Raw genomic sequence first — 16,334 nt, forward strand, 5'->3', positions numbered from 1 at the left:
GGTTATCCTATGGCTTTTTTATTATTCAACCTCTAAAGCAGTGTGTTTTTGTTTGAATTGTTCTTTTACGAATTCGTAGAACTTCACTTGTGTGATGTAGTAGTAAGGGAATACGTAAATTCCGACGATACCGGAAGTAATGGCAACTAGAATCATCCAACCGGTGAATGATAGTTGTAATATAAGGAAATCGACCTTGTAGCCCTTCATAATGTCTTGACTAGTCATAATGGCAGTGTAGGCACTAACCGGTTTGTTTTCCAATCTAGCATCTCTGTATACCCAAAGTGCTTGGTTGTATGCGAAACTCTTAACGACTAACCATACGAATACGGCGATGAATTCAGCGATTGAAAGGGATAATCCTGAAGCGTTTGGTAGTAAAATCATGAATAGAAAACCAGGGATAAATAGTAGTGACCATAGTGATAATAAGATTGATCTTAAAATCCAAGTCCATGTAGTACCCCAGAAAAGACGTTGGTCGTCGATAAATGTTAGTGATTTTCTAAGTGGTTTTTGGAAATCATCTTGGCCTCTTAATACGTTGAATGCGGTGTAGATAGCACCAAGTAAAAAGATTGAAGATAAGATTATGAAAATAAATGTTGCAACATAGTTAACGGCGTCATTACTTGTAATGTTAGTAGTAACGTTTGTGGCATCTACCTTTAAAGCTGAGTTAAAGCTTACTTGGTTAGCTAAAACGTTGTAAGCAATGTAAGTTAGCAAAAATGGTAGAAATAGGATGAAGAAGAAACGTTGGTGACCACGAATTAGGCCTTTGACTTCTTGTTTTTGTTCTGCTCGATTGTACATGATAATCCTCCTGTTTAGTTTAATATCTTAATTATACCAAAAACCCCGGCCGAATAAATCTGACCGGGGTTTAATTTTTGGTTAAGAATGATTTAGATGTTCTTCCAAGTGTCGTGACCGATTGAAGGGAATAGGTGAACATTTCTTTCAATTTCAAGTGGGGTCATCTTCATGTTAACGGCTGGAACAATCATGTCCACTGCGTTATCAGCTTGGTCTGAGATTTCAGTAAAACCAACTAAACGGTGTTCTTTGTCAAAAATGTAGGCATTCTTAACAACAGGTTCCTTAGTGATTTGTCTAAACCATGTGTTAGTAGCATCGTGTTCTTCAACAGTGTATTCGTCACTAGCGTTTGCTTCATCAACGGTAACACCCATTTGACTGATACGAGGTGAAGTAAATACTACTGATGGAATTGCAGGGAAGTCGATTGGTTGATCTGTTTCACCGGCAAATAAGTGCTTTAGGTATTGTGATTCGAAAGTTGCTGTTGGAGTTAGGTTTGGTTGACCGGTAGCAGCAACGTCACCTGAAGCGTAGATGTTTTCAACTGATGTTTGTAGGTATTCATTAACTAGAACACCCTTCTTATCATCGTATTTAACACCAACTTCTTCTAGACCCATGTTGTGAACCATTGGTACACGACCAGAAGCGTCTAGGATGTAATCAACAGTTAGTTGTTGGTTGTCAGCGTAAGTAACAGTGTATTCGTCACCGTCTTGGCTGAATGAACGTAGACCAGAGTTTTCAACAAACTTGATACCTGATGCTTTCATTTCGTCCATTAGGATTTTTACGTATGGTTGGTAGAAAGGACGTAATGCCTTGTCACCGTGCATGAACATAGTAACGTCAGCACCTGCTTCGTTTGCCATAGTAGCAAATTCCATCGCGATGTAACCAGTACCAACAACGGCCATACGTTTTGGCATGTCTTCTAATTCCATGAAGTCTCTTGAATCATGTGATAATTCAGTACCTTCAATTTCAACTTTGTGTGGTGTTAAACCAGTGGCGATAACAATCTTGTCTGAAGTTACGTGTTCACCATTGATTTCTAGTGTGTGAGCGTCAGTGAACTTAGCGAAACCATGGATAACATCCATTCCTAAGCTCTTCATAGTTGCTTCACGGTCTACCTTGATTGGTAAGATTCCTTCACGTTTGTGCTTGATGTTTTCTTTCCAGTTTAGCTTAGTGTCACCTTCAACGATGTCTTTCATACGTCTTTGGGTCTTGGCTAGAGTGACTGGTCCATCAAGTGAGATTTTGGCGTTACAACCCCAGTTAGGGCAAGTACCACCAACGGCGATTGCTTCTACAAATGCGATTTTGAAACCTTGTTTGCAAAGTGTTTTAGCACCGTCGAATGCGGCGTGGCCTGATCCGATGTAGATAACATCGTAATCGAAGTTAGGATTTTTCATGTTAAAGCCTCCGTATTTATTACGTTTATTATATTTTCTTATATTAATTAATGTACAATATTGTAGTGTTGCAAACAAATATATTGACTCGATTTTAACGGAATTTTAAACATTAAAAAAACCACCCGAATGGGTGGTTTTATTTAATATTTTATAGATGTTGCCAAGCATCACTACCGATAGTAGGGAACAAGTGAACAATCTTGTTAATTTGAGCTTTGTCTAATTTTAGAGCGACGGCAGGTAGAATTGAATCAATTACGCTATCCGCTTCGTTTGATACTTCGGTTGCACCAACCAAGTGGTGTTCCTTATCGAAGATGTATGCACGTTTGGCAATTTCTTCGTTAGTGATTGAACGGTACCAATCAGCAGTCATATCGTGTTCTTCGACAGTGTAATCGTCACTGTTCTTAGCTTCTTCAACCGATACACCGACTTGGGCGATACGAGGTGAAGTGAACACAACAGAAGGGATGGCAGGAAAATCAATTGCATCATTATTTTCACCGGTAAATAGGCTAGTTAGGTATTGTGATTCAAACATTGCAGTTGGAGTTAATCTTGGTTGGCCAGTTGCTGCAACGTCACCTGAAGCATAAATACTATCAACTGATGTTTGTAGGTGATCGTTTACTTCAATACCATTCTTTTTATCGTACTTAACGCCAACTTCGTCTAAACCAATGTTTTCGACATTTGGAATACGACCAGTAGCATCTAAAATGTAGTCAGTGAAAACTTGACGGTTGTTTGATAATTCGATAGTAGTCTTGCATTTTTCTTCGTGGAATTCTTGAACTTCGGCATTTTCAACAAATGTAACGCCTTTTTCCTTCAAATCGTTAACGACAGCTTCGACATATTCACCGTTAAATCCACGCAAAGCACGATTGCCATGCATAATAACAGTTACTTCTGAACCAGCAGCATTGGCAATTGATGCAAATTCCATGGCAATGTATCCAGCACCGATAATTGCAATATGAACAGGTAGTTCGTCGATGTTTAGGAAGTCCTTTGAATCATGAGCCATTTCTTTACCAGGAACATCTAGTCTATGTGGACGTAAACCAGTAGCAATAACAATTTTATCTGCGGTGTATGATTTACCGTCAACATCAACAGTATGTCCATCTGTTAGCTTTCCGTATCCTTTGATAACATCAATACCGAAGGTGTTCAAGCCACCTTCAATGGCATTTGGAATACTATCAATTACTTTATGTTTATTTAGCATGTTTTGGGTCCAGTCAATACTTAAATCGCCCTTAACAATGTTTCTTAAACGCTTTTGAGTTTCTAATAGTTGTGCAGGTAAGTCCAAAGCAATTTTGGCGTTACAACCCCAATTAGGGCAAGTACCACCGATTTTATCTGCTTCTACTACGGCAACTTTATAACCCTTTGCGGCTAGTGGCATTGCACCATCAAAAGTACCGTGACCAGCACCGATGTATAGAACATCATAATCAAATTTTTCAGTCATAGATATCAATTCCTTCTTTAATATAAGATATTAATTTAATCTTTGTATACATATAACATAAACTCTTGGGAAATTTAATTCAATTAATTAGTTTCAGATTATATAGTGTAAGACATAACAAAAATTATGGATTTAATAAAAATTTAATAATATAAATGCTTTAAAATTAATGAAAATAGTATATAATCATCTTGTGAATAAATAAACAAAAGAAGAAAAGAGGATGTTACTATGACTCAAAAAGTTGCATTTGTTACAGGTGCCGGCCAAGGTATCGGTAAAGCAATCGCTGAAAGATTAGCTCAAGACGGTTTTGCAGTTGCTGTTGTTAACCGTACTGCTGAAAAGGGTGAAGCAGTAGCAAAAGAAATTAACGCAAACGGTGGTAAGGCAATTGCTATTCAAGCAGACGTCGCTGACAGAGACCAAGTATTTGCTGCAGTTGAAGAAACTGTAAAACAATTGGGTGACTTAAACGTTGTTGTTAACAACGCTGGTGTTGGTCCAACTACTCCAGTTGACACAATCACTCCAGAACAATTCAACACTGTTTACAACATCAACGTTGCATCAGTTATTTGGGGAACTCAAGCTGCCAAAGCTAAGTTCAAAGAACTAGGTCATGGTGGTAAGATCATCAACGCTACTTCACAAGCTGGTGTTGTTGGTAACCCTAACTTAACTCTATATGGTAGTACTAAGTTTGCTATCCGTGGAATCACACAAACTACTGCTCGTGATTTAGCATGTGAAAACATTACTGTTAACGCATTCGCACCTGGTATCGTTAAAACACCAATGATGATGGACATTGCTCATGAAGTTGGTCAAAATGCAGGTAAGGATGACGAATGGGGTATGGAACAATTCTCTAAGGATATCGCATTAGGTCGTTTAGCTGAATCAGAAGACATTGCTGCTGGTGTTTCATTCCTAGCTGGTAAAGACTCAGATTACATGACTGGTCAAACATTAATTCTAGATGGTGGTATGCAATTCCACTAAAATCATATCTTGGATATGAAAAAAGCCATAGGTTATCCTATGGCTTTTTATTATATGTAGAAAAAGATCAAAAAAAGAGCCGCCTCAATTAAGAAGCGGCTCTTTTTTTGTGAGATATACAAAAACAAACTTTTATTCTTTAACAAAAAAGTACCCCAAAGATAAAATCTTCAAAGTACTTTAGTTAGTGAGCTGTGATGCTTTGAACACCATCTTCTCAGCAAAGGACTGAGTGCTTTTACCTTAAGCTAACAGCTCAAAATATTAAGTTTGTCTGTGAGATGTAACCTCAAGCGACATATAATATTAAACCATATCTATAGATTTTATGCAACAATATTTTGAGAAAAAATTGAAAATTCGCTATAATTTTATTAACGAAGTAATCATTTGGGAGGGATTAGATGCAAGTGATCGGTATGTTAATCATGGTAATTGTACTATTTATTATTTCCACATTATCAACAGTGTTAGTAATTTCTTTGAAAAACAAGCATAAAAACGATGATAAAGACTAATATAACGGGATTTTAACTATTGATATAAAAAATATTTATAACAAACTTATCCTTTGACTATATCTTTAAGGGTGTTTTATAGTATTTATCGTGTTTTAAATTAAGCAATAATTATTTTTAATATCAAATAGGAGGATTCATAATGGGAGTATTTATTAACTCAATCCAAAGTGTCCTTGTTGTTGTTCTAATTATGCTATTAGGATATGTATTAAGAAAAACCGGTTGGTTTGCAGATACATTCAGCAAGAACATTTCTAAATTAATCAAAAACATCGCTCTACCAGCTTCAATCTTCGTTGCGGTGTTAAGTCGTCTAACTAGAGGTAAGCTTGTAAGTTTCGGTAGCTACCTAATCTGGGGTGTTATCTCAGTTGTTATCGGTTACCTAATTGCCTTTGCACTAGTTAAAATCATGAAGGTTAGACCAGGTCGTCGTGGTGTATTCATTAACGCTATCGTTAACGCTAACACTATCTTCATTGGTCTACCATTGAACATCGCCTTATTCGGTGACAAGTCAATGACTTACTTCTTGGTATACTACATCATCAACACTGTTTCTACTTGGGCATTCGGTGTCTTCTTAATCAGTAACGATGATCCTACTAAGGCAGGTCAACCAAAGGAACACCACAAGATCAACTGGAAGCAAGTTATTCCAATGCCACTTGTTGGTTTCCTAGTTGCTTTAGTATTCTTACTACTAAACATTCCAGTACTAAAGGTACCTTTCTTATCACAAACACTATCATACGTTGGTAGTTTAGTTACTCCACTATCACTAATCTACATTGGTATTGTATTAGCTGATGCTGGTCTAAAGAGTATTTCATTCGACCGCGACACTGTTGTTGCACTATTAGGTCGTTTCGTATTGGCTCCAGTTGTTATGATTGTTATCCTAACTGCTGCTGCTCACGGTGGTGTATCACTACCAACAATGTTCAGCCAAACTATGATTGTTCAATCAGCTACTCCAATGCTAGCCGTATTACCAATCCTAGCTGCTGAATCACACGGGGATGTTAAGTACGCTACAAACATTGTAACTACTTCAACTGTATTGTTCATCATTGTTATTCCTATCTTAATGACAATCGTTCAATACATCTAATAAAGTAATAAAGTAAAAAACGTTGGATTTGTTCCAGCGTTTTTTTATTACATATAACAAAATTGACAAGTGCGGGTAGTTAGCCTAAACTTTAAATAAATTAAATGCGGAAGCAAAGAAGGAATTCATATGTTTGAAAAGATTTGTTACACATTAATGGTAATCGCCGTTATTATTATCGCTGTAGTATATTTTGTATGTTATTAAAAATCGGGGACTGACGTTTGTCGGTCTCTTTTTTATTTGTGTCGATCCGAAATGGGTCGGCTTTTTTTGTGCACAAAATAAAAGTATAAGAATAATTAATGAACGAATTAACTTAGTACTTAAATGTATAAAATATATTTTATATCTTTATAAATACTTAACTAAAAAACGGTAGCTAATTTTAATTTTGTAGAATATAATTTATTTATAGATTAATAAAGCGCTTACATTCGTATCGCGATAGTAATCATAGCCACTAAATTAATTATATAAAAAGGAGAGTGAGCTATTATGAAGTCCAAACTAAAATTACCAAAACTATCGAGGTTCCAATTATTTAATATTACCTTCGGTTATTTTGGTTTAAACATGGCGTTCTTTTTACAAACATCTCAAATGAGTAGAATTTTCCAAACTATTGGTGCAGACCCTAATAAGTTAGGTTGGTTCTTTATCTTGCCACCATTGGCAGGGATGATTGTTCAACCAATCATTGGAAAGAAATCAGACAAAACATGGAATCGTTTTGGTAGAAGATTGCCATACTTGATTATTGGTTCTATTATTTCTGCAATTGTTTTAATCGTTTTACCAAACGTTGGATCGCTAGGTTTAGGTTATGGATCATTAGCTGCTTTACTATTTGGTGCGGTTACTATCATGCTTCTAGACGTCTCATCAAACATGTGTCAACAACCATTCAGAATGATTATCGGAGACATGGTTAACTCAGACCAAGAAGACAAAGCATGGTCATTCCAAAACATTTACTCAAACGCAGGTGGAATGCTAGCTGCAATCCTACCATTCGTAATCACTGCAATTGGTTTCTCAAACATCGCTCCTAAAGGTGAAGTTCCAACAACTGTTAAGATTGCTTTTTACATCGGAGCAGCTGTGATCGCTGCAACTACTATCTACACTGTTGTAAACGTTAAAGAATACGACCCAGTAGAATACGCAAAATACCACGACATTGAAGAAGAAGACAGTAAAGAAAAAGCACCAAGTCTATGGGAATTAATAAAAAATGCCCCCAAAATTTTCTGGGAATTATTAGCAGTTATGATGTTCTCATTTATTTCAGTTCAATTTGTATGGACTTACAGTACTGGTGCTTTAGCAGAAAACATTTGGCACACAACAAACCCTGCTAGTGCTGGATTCCAAGCAGCTGGTAACTGGAACGGGGTATTAACATTCGTTCAATCACTAGCCGGAGTTCTATGGGGTACATTCGTTTTAGCTCGTCTAAAACCAAGCCAAAGAAGAAAAATCTTATTCATCTCACTAGTATTAGGTGGAATAGGTCTAATCATGATGTACTTTGTAACTTCAAAGATGCTATCAATTGTACCATTCACACTATTTGGAATTATGTACATCACAATCGGAACAGAAGCATTTGCAATGATTACAGGTGCTGTTAAAGGTAAAAACGAAGGTGCTTACCTAGGACTATTCAACTGGCAAATTTGTATTCCACAAATTGTAGCTTCAGTTTCTAGTTTCGCAATCTTCCCAATGCTACATGGATCAATGAGCGCAATGCTATTCCTAGCAGGAATCTGTGCATTAATTGCTGCTGGAACAGTATTCTTTGTAAAACCAGTTAAAGAATAATTAAAGGAGTTGAATTAAAAATGACTAAAGACATTAAATTAAGACTAAAAGACGTGAGTTCAAGTAATCCAGGTAACTTAGAAGCTGTGTTCTCACTTGGAAATGGTCACTTTGGGGTTCGAGCAACTAACCCAATCGAATCAAGCGCAGTAGAAGGAACACTAGTAAATGGGTTCTTTGAATACAGTCCAATCACCTACGGAGAAGCAGCTGCTTACTACCCAAAGAGAAATGAAACAATCGTTTCACTTCCTAACTTGAGAAAAATTCGCGTCTTTGATGACGGTCATGGCGAATTCACTCATTCTAAACTAGTAGATATGCAATTAGATTTATCTAACGGTAAATTGGTTGAAGAATATGAATTAAGTAACGACAAGAAACAAACAATTAAAATGAATGTCACTTCGGCAATCGATCAAAGAGAGGTTCACTTCTACGGAATTGAATATGCATTTGAGGCAGAAACATATAAGGGTGACATTTACATCGATAAGAACTTTGTCCTAGAAGAAGCTAAGGGTGAAACAGGTGACGACATCGATGACCCAAGAAAGACTAGAGAATTAAAATCAATCAAACGTGAAGTGGTTGCTACTGATGACTTATCACAAACAATCGCCATTAGTACTGCTGAATCAAAACAACGCATTGAAATTACCGCATACGGTTTTAACGACGAAAGTCATCTATCAACAAAATTATCATTAGCTGATGAACCTAAAGTTAGTTACGGATTTATCGTTGGTGAAAAGAACGAAAAAGGTGACTTTGCCAAAGAAGACTTTGCAACAATTAAGGAAAACAGTGCAAGTTTCTGGCACGACACTTGGCAAAACGGTGAAGTTTCAATCGCCGGGAACGACGAATTAAACCTAGCTCTTCACTACAACATCTTCCAACTAAACCAAGCTACTGGTCGTGATGGTAAGACAAACATCGCTGCCAAAGGTTTAACAGGACCAGGTTATGAAGGCCACACTTTTTGGGACACTGAAATGTACATGATTCCTTACTTCATCTACACAAACCCAGAAATTGCCAAGAAACTATTGGTATACCGTTACAACACTTTAGACTTTGCGCGCACACGTGCTCGTGAATTAGGTGTGAACCAAGGTGCGCTATTCGCATGGCGTTCAATCAACGGTGAAGAAACTTCTGCATACTACCCAGCAAGTACTGCTGCATACCATTTAGACGGTGACATTGCATATGCCATCGGTAACTACTACCAAGCAACTCATGACATGGAATTCTTAAAGGACTACGGTTTTGAAATGTTACTAGAAACTGCTCGTTTCTTCAGAGAATTCGGTACATGGGCAAAGAAGGATGGCAAGACAGTATTCGAATTCCACACAGTAACTGGACCAGACGAATACACTGCGATGGTAGATAACAACTACTTCACTAACAGAATGGCGCAAAACAACTTCAACTTGGCATACAAGTTAGGACTAGTATTAATGGAAAAAAATCCAGAAGCCTTCGGCAAACTAGGTGTTTCAATCGAAGAACTAGAAGTATTCAAGGACATCGCTGAAAAAATCTACTTCCCATTCAACGATGAATACCAAATTAACGCTCAAGATGACACATTCTTCAGCAAGGCAATCTGGCCATTCGACGAAACACCAAAAGACAAGTACCCATTACTATTGCACTACCACCCACTAAACATCTACAGATACCAAGTGAACAAGCAAGCAGATACTGTTTTAGCTGACCTATTATTCCCAGAAACAATTGATGATGATCAACTAAGTAGAGAATTCGATTACTACGAAAAAATCACTACTCATGACTCATCACTATCACGTTCAATCTTCAGTGCGTTAGCTGCTCGTATGGGTGACATGAAGAAGGCTTACAGCTACTTCTCAGACACAGTTCGCATGGACCTAACTGACCTACAAGGTAACACCGAAGATGGTTTGCACTTAGCAAACCTAGGTGGAAGCTGGCTAAGTGTGGTTCAAGGTTTCGCAGGGATGCAAGTAACTTCAGCCGGCGAATTAAAGATTATCCCACATCTACCAATTGAATGGGATGGCTTTGAATTCAGAATTGTCTTTAACGGAAGATTATTAAACATCAACATTATTGATGGCAAAACAACAATTAAGTTGGTTGACGGTCAACCAATGAACATCATTGTAGACAACAAGTCATACAAGTTAGAAAAAGCAACACTAGAAATCCTATCAAAGGGGGAATAGACATGGGATTAGAAAAGATTAAAGGTTTCATTTTTGACCTGGACGGTGTCATCTCCAACACCTCTGTTTTACACAGTAAGGCATGGAAACAAATTGCCGATAAAGTCGGCACTCCATGGAATGATAAATTAGCCGAAGACTTAAAGGGTGTGGACCGCATGGACTCATTGAACCTGATTTTGGACCGCGGTAACTTACAAGGAAAATACTCTGAAGAAGACAAGTTGGCACTAGCACAGGAGAAAAATGATAACTACCTAAACCTAGTTGATCAAATGTCACCGGCAGATATTCTTCCTGGTATTAAGGAATTCTTGGACAGCTTACGTGATAACGGCTACCTAATTGCGTTGGCATCCGCTTCCAAGAATGCACCAACCGTTTTGGAAAAACTTCAATTAAGTGAATACTTTCAAAAGGTAGTTAACCCGGCTTTATTGAGTAAGGGTAAACCAGATCCAGAAATCTACACTAAAGGTGCTGAAATTTTGGACCTAGCTCCTGAACAATGTATTGGAATTGAAGATGCTGAAGTCGGTATTGCTGCCATCAATGGCGCCGGTGAGACTTCCATCGGAATCGGTAGTGCAGACATCCTAAAGGATGCAGACATCGTGTTTGCTTCAACTGATGAACTAACACTAGCTAATATTGAAAAAGCACTATAAAAATAAAAAAAGGGACTGACGTTTGTCAGTCCTTTTTATTTATCCTAGTTTTTGAAACTCAGTGATTTCTTCGTCGGTTAGTTGGTATAAGGTATTAAATACAGTTGATATGAATGAATATGGTAGGTTGTCGGTAATTCCACCGGCAATTTCTCCGGCAATGCTTAGGATGCTAGAAGCAAGGACAGCGGAATCTAAACTGTTGTCGACAGCTAGACAAGCCCCTAGGATACCGTCTAACATATCGCCACAACCAACGTTAACGGCAAAGTAGTGATGACCGTTTTTGACTTCGACATTCTTACTGCCATCTGATATGACGTCAGTGACACCAGATAATAATGTGATACAGTCAAACTTCTTAGCGACTGTTTCTGCGATTTGATGTAAGTCACCGTCACCGTTTCCGGCGTCGATACCTTGGGCGTTCCATTCGATGTCGGCGAGAAATGCTAATTCACCGGCGTTACCACGAACACCGTCGAATTTGACTTCCTTAGCTACCTTAGCGAAGTTATTTTGACGTAACTTGGATGCGCCAATCGCAACGGGATCAATGACGACAGGGATGCCTTTTTGGTTGGCGTACTTTCCAGCTGCAATTGATTTTTCAACGTCGGCATCGTTTGATGAACCCATGTTGATGACTAGGGCATTTGAGATGTTGACTAGGTCGCTTGCTTCCTTGATGTCGTCGAACATGATTGGTGACGCCCCGATGAAGTTGATGGCATCGGCCACGTGTTGTGGTGTTACCATGTTTGAGATGTTTAAAATGATTGGTGAGTTTTCTCTGATTTGTTTGATAGTAGTCATTATGCATTCCCCTTTAGACTATTAATGGTTTGTTGGATGTCTGAACTATCGATGATGTCTGAGATGACTGAGACACCGTCGACGTTGGTAGTTAGCACTGCCTTGGCGTTATCTTCCTTGATGCCACCGATGGCAACGGCTGGATGAGTAGATTCTTGGTATAAACGGTTTAGTTCATCGATACCGATTGCTGGTTTCACCTTAAACTTGGATTGAGTCGCAAAGATGGGACCAATTCCGATGTAGTCTAGTGCATCGACATTATTGGCAGCTCTGACCTCATCTAGGGTGTGGGTAGATAGTCCGATAATCTTGTTTTGACATTCTGCAATTACGCGTTCAATCTTGGTGTCGTCTTGACCGACGTGGATTCCATCAGCATTAATTTCCTTCATTAAATCGATATCGTCGTCGATGATGTAAGGCACGTTGTACTTGGCGGTGATTTCCTTTAGTTGAATCGCCACCTGTAGTTTTTCCGCATCGGATAGGGTAGAACGGTCTTTTTCGCGGTATTGAAACATGGTAATTCCGTTCTTACATGCATCCTCTACGATTTGGATTAGTTTGTCGACGTCGCCGCCAACGTTTTGACTACCCGCAATGAAGTAGACGGCTAGTTGTTCTTTAGCGAATTTCATCTTCAGCCCCCCAGTGATTTAGTGGTCCATGACCGTGTCCGACAATGATTTCTGATTGTAGGATGGTATCAATGTAGCGTTTACCTTCGATGATGGCTTCCTTGATGGATGCCCCCTTGGCTAGGTTAGCGACGATTGCGGATGATAGAGTGTCGCCAGTTCCGTGCTTTCTGACGGTGTCGTACTTTTTACTTTCGATGGTAAAACTAATTCCGCTTTCTAGTAGGACGTAATCGGATAGGGTATCGCCTTGTTGGTGGCCACCCTTGATGATGACGTTCTTGGCACCCAGTTGTTGAATGTGCGCAGCAGCTGCAATCACATCGTCATTGGTTTCAATCTTCTTACCATATATAACCTCAGCTTCAGGAAGGTTAGGGGTCACGATGTCGGCGATTGGCATTAGTTTATTAATGATGGCGTCGATACCCGAATCGTCCAGTAACCTAGCGCCACCTTTGGCAACCATGACTGGGTCGACGACGATGGGGTGAATGTTGTGCTCATTAATGTTTGCGACGACGGATTCGACACGTTCTTGGTCAAACAAGGCACCGGTTTTGGCAGCCTTGATGTCGAAATCATCGTATAGTGAATCAAACTGTGCGTTGATCATTTCAACAGGAGTGGGTAGGACGGATTGCACACCCAATGTGTTTTGGGCGGTCAAACCAACCACGACGTTGGTAGCAAAGACGTGGTGTTCTTGCATCGTCTTGATGTCTGCTTGCATACCGGCCCCACCACCGGAATCTGAACCGGCAATCGTTAGTGTTTCAGGGACTTTTTTACTATTCATGATGACTACCTCCATGAATGATGTCGGCAAAGCGCCAGTCTTGTTGGTAGAAGGCTTGTTCCCAGAATTCCCATTCTAATTCGGTACTCTTTAAGAAGAAGCCTTTGGCCTCGTGTAGTTCTTCTTGAGACATGTCTTTTGATAGTTCGTTTAACATGTTAAAGAGTTTTTGGGTTATTCCCCCATCCGTATCTTCATCATCAGATAGGTAGAAATCAACCCAGCTCTTAAACGGGTTGTCTTCAGTATTTTTACCTGTGGCAGTTAGCTGTTTGGCAATTTCATTGTATGTCCATGGACATGGTAGTAAGGCACAGATAATATTAGCCAGGCTACCGGTCCTAACGGCACGATACATATGTGATTGGTATAGGTAAGCCTTAGGACTTGGTGTAGCGTGTTGCAAACTTTCGTATGTAACGTTAGCAATATCGCAAAAGACGTGATGAGGGTGGATTTCACTGTTTAGAATAAAATCGATATTTTCAGCGAAGAATCGCATGTCCTCTCTGTCCTTTAGAATGGGGATGATACTAGCGTAAATTTTGATGAACTCAGATAAGTATTGAAAATCTTGTTGAACATAAAATTTTAGTGCTGCATCGTCGACATGACCGTTACCGATACCTTTAACAAACGGGTGGTCAAAGATGGCTTCCAAAATTGGGTTAGCTTCCTTGACTAGTTGATTTGAAAACATGAAACAATCCCTCCAGTTTGCTGCCGTAAATAAAAATACCCTCCCACACGACGGTGGAAGGGTACACTTGGATAGACTAAGTCTAATTCTTTACTTGGAGTGCGCCTGACTTCCTTCGCTAGTGTTAACTAGATCAGGTTCAATGGGTGTAATCTCAGCCGAAAAAACGGCACCCCAGTGGACAGCATTTTTATATTTAATTCATGTATAAGTATAGCTGTTTTGAACTTTTTGTAAATATTATAATTGTTGCCAAACAAAAAAGACGCCATCATAGCGCCTTTTTATTTTTTATTGATAAATTTCGAAGTGGATTTGGCCCATCTTATCGATTGAAATCCCGAATTCTTGTTTAGCGGAACTATCGAAACCAATTCCTAGGAAGTTGGCAGCGTGTCCCCAATCAGAAGATGCATCATCAAACATCATGGCACAGATGGCACCGTAGATGCTTTCCTTAACGTTAGCCATAGTAACGGGTCCATTGATGTATGAGTTAGTTAATAGTGAACCGGCGATGTTTTCACCGTAAGCAGTGAAGTTGTTAGCGGCGAAGACGTCGTCTAGGACTGAAACATCGTGACCACCCTTTTTGGTGAAGTCCCAGTTATCGTTGTTGTAGCCAATGGCAACATCTGTGGCTGCCTTTAGTGCACGGTCGGTAACTGTTAGGTCTTGGGTGTATGGGTAGTTGTTAGCTAGCTTGTGTCTTAAATCATTCACAAGGTTAGCAGCATATTGTGATAGTTGACGTTGTTGGTCAGTACTTATGTTGTTGATGTTGACCTTAGTATTAATGTCTGCGGTGCTTGGGTGGAATGTGTTGATTTGACGACTTTGGTCAATTGATTCATCCGAAGCGGTGCCTTGGACCATTTTCTTGTTGTTGGCATCGAAACTAAATAGGTATCCGGCAGGAATGTTTAGTGTGTCGGATGCGTTAGGAGTAGCGTGATCGTCTGACGGGTAGTTAAAACCGTCAACGGATTGGTAGTAGTTAGAATCGGGAGCCTTCATGGTACTGGTAGCAACTGGAGCAGTAGAGCTTATAATCAACTTTTTGGCCTTGGTGTTTTTTCTAACTACCTTTTTAGGGGCTTTTTTCTTGGCCTTCTTCTTAGTAGTTACCTTCTTTTTAGCTTTAGTAGTCTTTTTATTTTTCTTTGGGTGCTTCTTCTTGGCCTTGGTAGTCTTCTTGGCGTGTTTCCTTACGGTCTTTTTCTTCTTAGTTGTCTTTTTGTGTTTAGTCTTAGAAGTTTTCTTAGCCTTCTTGGCCTTTTTGGCAGGTTTTTTCTTGTGATGAGCTTGCTCAGTGGTTTGCGCATTAGCTGCTAGGTGGGTTTCACTGATACTTCCGGCAAATAACGTGACAGTCATAGCGATTAATAGTAGTGAAAATGCTTTTAGTTTTCGCATAACGATATCTCCTTAGTTTGTACGAATGTTTTTATAAATATAACTATACCAAATGTTTTTAATAATGGAATTGATTTTCACTTTGTGTTTTAATTAAGTCAAAGACAAGGGGAGATATTTAATGACTAAATTTAAACGTGCATTTGCAATGATTATTACTGCCGTCATTGTGGCATTAGGATTAACAGCTTGCGGCCAATCTACCTCAAAATCGACTGCGAACAAAAACACAACTACCAATGTATCGGTACAAGCCTCAGTAAGACCTTCAAAGAATGCTTGGAAGCACTCATCTGAAAAGAAGGCTTACCCAAATATGAAACTATCAAAGAAGAACTGGCTAGATGTTTCTATCAAGAAACAACGTGTCTACGTTAAAAATAAAGCGGGCAAGGTTTTATACACCATGCTATGCTCAACTGGAAATGACGATGGTACCCCACGTGGTACATTCCACATTCAAAAAGAACGTGGTAGTCACTTCTACAACGCCTCATCCAAAGAAGGTGCCAACTACTGGACCTCATTTAAGGATCACGGAATCTACCTATTCCATTCCGTTCCTGTAAACAAGGATGGTAAATACCTAATGAAGGATGCCCATGAACTAGGTAAGGTTGCCAACTCACATGGTTGCGTTCGTTTATCAATTCCAGATGCTAAATGGATTAACAGTTCAGTACCAACTGGTACTAAGGTTGTTATTCACTAATTAAACCAAACAAAAAGACGTTCATGATGTGCACCCCAAAAGTTGTACATTATTATATTGTTTTTCCTAGGCGGAAAGTTTCCGGTATTGAACCGGTGACTTTCCGCCTAGTTTTGTTTTAATACGATGATTATTGTAATAATCAATCC

Annotated in this window: 15 protein-coding genes and 1 riboswitch; of the genes, 6 read left to right on the forward strand and 9 right to left on the reverse strand. The window is 39.1% G+C overall.

All coding sequences use genetic code 11. The features are described from left to right. Nucleotides 1–21: 21 nt before the first annotated feature. The 3 genes from KTJ72_RS06485 to KTJ72_RS06495 all read right to left on the reverse strand — a co-directional run bounded on the left by KTJ72_RS06485 (nucleotide 22) and on the right by KTJ72_RS06495 (nucleotide 3,741). Nucleotides 22–819 carry a DUF975 family protein gene (locus KTJ72_RS06485; protein WP_217304431.1) on the reverse strand — a complete coding sequence of 266 codons (798 nt, stop codon included), beginning with the start codon at nucleotides 817–819 and terminating at the stop codon, nucleotides 22–24. Between the two features lie 92 nt (nucleotides 820–911). Then, nucleotides 912–2,252, reverse strand: a complete 1,341-nt coding sequence (locus tag KTJ72_RS06490) for a dihydrolipoyl dehydrogenase family protein (RefSeq protein ID WP_041152995.1) — start codon at nucleotides 2,250–2,252, stop codon at nucleotides 912–914. 151 nt (nucleotides 2,253–2,403) lie between these two features. Beyond that, complete coding sequence (locus KTJ72_RS06495; protein WP_217304432.1) at nucleotides 2,404–3,741, reverse strand: dihydrolipoyl dehydrogenase family protein; 1,338 nt, start codon at nucleotides 3,739–3,741, stop codon at nucleotides 2,404–2,406. A gap of 231 nt (nucleotides 3,742–3,972) precedes the next feature. Here KTJ72_RS06495 and KTJ72_RS06500 point away from each other — a divergent pair, with 231 nt between their 5' ends. The 5 genes from KTJ72_RS06500 to pgmB all read left to right on the forward strand — a co-directional run bounded on the left by KTJ72_RS06500 (nucleotide 3,973) and on the right by pgmB (nucleotide 11,101). Beyond that, the gene (locus tag KTJ72_RS06500; RefSeq protein WP_041152993.1) at nucleotides 3,973–4,746 is read left to right on the forward strand and encodes a (S)-acetoin forming diacetyl reductase; all 774 of its coding nucleotides are present in this window, start codon (nucleotides 3,973–3,975) and stop codon (nucleotides 4,744–4,746) included. A 660-nt stretch (nucleotides 4,747–5,406) separates the two neighbouring features. Beyond that, nucleotides 5,407–6,381, forward strand: a complete 975-nt coding sequence (locus tag KTJ72_RS06505; protein WP_041152992.1) for an AEC family transporter — start codon at nucleotides 5,407–5,409, stop codon at nucleotides 6,379–6,381. Between the two features lie 498 nt (nucleotides 6,382–6,879). Further along, nucleotides 6,880–8,211: an SLC45 family MFS transporter gene (locus KTJ72_RS06510; protein ID WP_217304434.1), complete on the forward strand. Its 1,332-nt coding sequence runs from the start codon at nucleotides 6,880–6,882 to the stop codon at nucleotides 8,209–8,211. Nucleotides 8,212–8,231: 20 nt separating this feature from the next. Beyond that, nucleotides 8,232–10,433: a glycoside hydrolase family 65 protein gene (locus KTJ72_RS06515; RefSeq protein ID WP_217304435.1), complete on the forward strand. Its 2,202-nt coding sequence runs from the start codon at nucleotides 8,232–8,234 to the stop codon at nucleotides 10,431–10,433. 2 nt (nucleotides 10,434–10,435) lie between these two features. Further along, a complete protein-coding gene (gene pgmB / locus KTJ72_RS06520; protein ID WP_217304437.1) occupies nucleotides 10,436–11,101 on the forward strand; it encodes a beta-phosphoglucomutase in 666 nt (221 codons plus the stop codon). Nucleotides 11,102–11,140: 39 nt separating this feature from the next. Here pgmB and thiM read toward each other — a convergent pair whose 3' ends face one another. From thiM to KTJ72_RS06545, 5 genes are all read right to left on the reverse strand, one after another. Then, a complete protein-coding gene (gene thiM, locus KTJ72_RS06525) occupies nucleotides 11,141–11,917 on the reverse strand; it encodes a hydroxyethylthiazole kinase (protein ID WP_217304438.1) in 777 nt (258 codons plus the stop codon). Further along, nucleotides 11,917–12,558 (reverse strand): thiamine phosphate synthase, encoded by a 642-nt coding sequence (gene thiE / locus KTJ72_RS06530; protein WP_217304439.1) that lies wholly within the window; start codon nucleotides 12,556–12,558, stop codon nucleotides 11,917–11,919. The genes thiM and thiE overlap by 1 nt, the downstream gene beginning before the upstream one ends. After that, nucleotides 12,545–13,357: a bifunctional hydroxymethylpyrimidine kinase/phosphomethylpyrimidine kinase gene (gene thiD / locus KTJ72_RS06535; protein ID WP_217304441.1), complete on the reverse strand. Its 813-nt coding sequence runs from the start codon at nucleotides 13,355–13,357 to the stop codon at nucleotides 12,545–12,547. Before thiD ends, thiE begins: the two co-directional genes overlap by 14 nt. Then, nucleotides 13,350–14,057 (reverse strand): thiaminase II, encoded by a 708-nt coding sequence (gene tenA, locus KTJ72_RS06540; protein ID WP_217304442.1) that lies wholly within the window; start codon nucleotides 14,055–14,057, stop codon nucleotides 13,350–13,352. The genes thiD and tenA overlap by 8 nt, the downstream gene beginning before the upstream one ends. Before the next feature lie 93 nt (nucleotides 14,058–14,150). After that, nucleotides 14,151–14,244, reverse strand: a riboswitch (TPP riboswitch). A 104-nt stretch (nucleotides 14,245–14,348) separates the two neighbouring features. Beyond that, entirely contained in the window at nucleotides 14,349–15,473 is a 1,125-nt protein-coding gene (locus KTJ72_RS06545; protein WP_217304443.1) for an SEC10/PgrA surface exclusion domain-containing protein, read from the reverse strand. A 121-nt stretch (nucleotides 15,474–15,594) separates the two neighbouring features. Here KTJ72_RS06545 and KTJ72_RS06550 point away from each other — a divergent pair, with 121 nt between their 5' ends. After that, nucleotides 15,595–16,185: a L,D-transpeptidase gene (locus KTJ72_RS06550; protein WP_217304444.1), complete on the forward strand. Its 591-nt coding sequence runs from the start codon at nucleotides 15,595–15,597 to the stop codon at nucleotides 16,183–16,185. 66 nt (nucleotides 16,186–16,251) lie between these two features. On the opposite strand, the gene KTJ72_RS07220 is transcribed toward KTJ72_RS06550, so the two are convergent. Next, the gene (locus tag KTJ72_RS07220; protein WP_225349253.1) at nucleotides 16,252–16,332 is read right to left on the reverse strand and encodes an IS3 family transposase; all 81 of its coding nucleotides are present in this window, start codon (nucleotides 16,330–16,332) and stop codon (nucleotides 16,252–16,254) included. Between the last annotated feature and the right edge of the window lie 2 nt (nucleotides 16,333–16,334).

It is taken from the genome of Apilactobacillus waqarii (assembly GCF_019061205.1).
GTDB lineage: Bacteria > Bacillota > Bacilli > Lactobacillales > Lactobacillaceae > Apilactobacillus > Apilactobacillus waqarii.